The 880-nt window shown below is 65.3% G+C and carries 1 protein-coding gene; it reads right to left on the bottom strand.

Annotation, left to right across the window (positions count from 1 at the left end; genetic code table 11):
- The coding region (locus ACOTZC_RS22720; protein WP_421636037.1) for a type VI secretion system Vgr family protein at positions 1-880 on the bottom strand (880 nt) is incomplete at both ends.

The raw sequence follows: 880 nt of genomic DNA, 5'->3' as shown, positions 1-880 counted from the left end.
GCGGCAGGCAGCGCCCACGGCGGCATGCTCGCGTCGTTGTACACGCGACCGGTAATAATCGGCCGGTCCGGGTCGCCGTTGATAAAGTCCACCACCACCTCATCGCCGACGCGCGGGATCTGCACCCCGCCGTAGCCCTGGCCCGCCCACGCGCTCGACACGCGCACCCAGCAGGAGCTGGTGTCATCGCCCTTCGCCAGGCGGTCCCAGTGGAACTTCACCTTTACGCGGCCGTATTTGTCCGTCCAGATGCTCTCGCCGTTCGGCCCCACCACTTTTGCGGTCTGCGGGCCGTAGGTGCGCGGCCACGCCGTGGTCTGCGCCGGACGGTACACCACCGCCGACGGGATGACCGTGAAATCGGTGCGGTGAATGGTCTCCCCCTCGCCGCTGGCGTAACGGTTCTCTTCAAAGTGATAGCCCGCCGCCGTGACCAGATACTCACCGTTGTCGCTGAAGAACGGCGCGTTGGTTAACGTGAAGGTGTGCCCTGGCGCAATCCCCGCCGCCGTGGCGGTGGCCTGAATCTGCTGATGCTCCACCTGCCAGCGCTCCTGACGAATGCGGGCATAGAACTCCCCGTGCCCTTTGTCCACAAAGCGCCCCGGCCAGTCGTACACGTCGATGCTGCCCGGCTTCGGCGATGCCGGGTTCTGCTGGGCCTGGAACAGCCACGCGTTCGGCTTGCGGAAGTCATAGTCGTCGAGGCTGTAAATCCCCGGCGTCACGCTGTCCTCCAGCGCCCACTGGCTGATGCCCTCTTCATCCGTACTGCCGCCTGACGGCGTCTGGTGGTAAGGAATAACCTCATAGCCGCTGAACGGCTGATGCTGCGTGGCGGCATCGGTCAGCACCAGGGTGTGTTTGTCCGCCTCATGGC

It is taken from the genome of Enterobacter cloacae complex sp. SHL009 (assembly GCF_049237205.1).
In the GTDB taxonomy this organism is placed as follows: Bacteria; Pseudomonadota; Gammaproteobacteria; order Enterobacterales; family Enterobacteriaceae; genus Enterobacter; species Enterobacter cloacae_M.
This window is presented reverse-complemented; position numbering and strand designations above follow the sequence as displayed.